Source organism: Actinoplanes awajinensis subsp. mycoplanecinus, from assembly GCF_001509495.1.
Classification (GTDB): Bacteria; Actinomycetota; Actinomycetes; order Mycobacteriales; family Micromonosporaceae; genus Actinoplanes; species Actinoplanes palleronii.
In genome coordinates, this window is sequence record NZ_LLZH01000196.1 from 1 (window position 1) to 324 (window position 324).

A 324-nucleotide genomic window follows, 5' to 3' on the forward strand; every position below is an offset into this window, starting at 1 on the left:
CAGATGTGGATGGCCCGGGGATCGATAGGTGCGAGGCTCCAGGTAAGACAGCAGTCGACCAAGATCCGATGCCCCGACCGGGAGCCTCGCTGTGCTGTCGTACCCCGCCAAGATCCCGTTGTCCAGTCGTACGCTGAACCACCTCGCCGACCGGATCCGCGCCCACCGCCGCCAGCGCCGCTCCCGCTGGCGGCGCCTGAACCCCGGTGAACCGGCCTTACTTGTACTCGCGCACCTGCGTAACGGCGACACCTACACCCGCCTGGCTGCCGGGTTCGACATCGGTGTGGCCACCGCTTGGCGCTATGTCCGCGAAGCCGTCGA

1 protein-coding gene is annotated in these 324 nt (G+C 67.6%); it reads left to right on the forward strand.

Annotated elements, in window-relative coordinates; translation table 11 throughout:
- Positions 1-91 precede the first annotated feature (91 nt).
- Positions 92-324 (forward strand): helix-turn-helix domain-containing protein (locus ADL15_RS21135; RefSeq protein WP_198170919.1); only part of this gene is annotated, 233 nt, incomplete at its 3' end.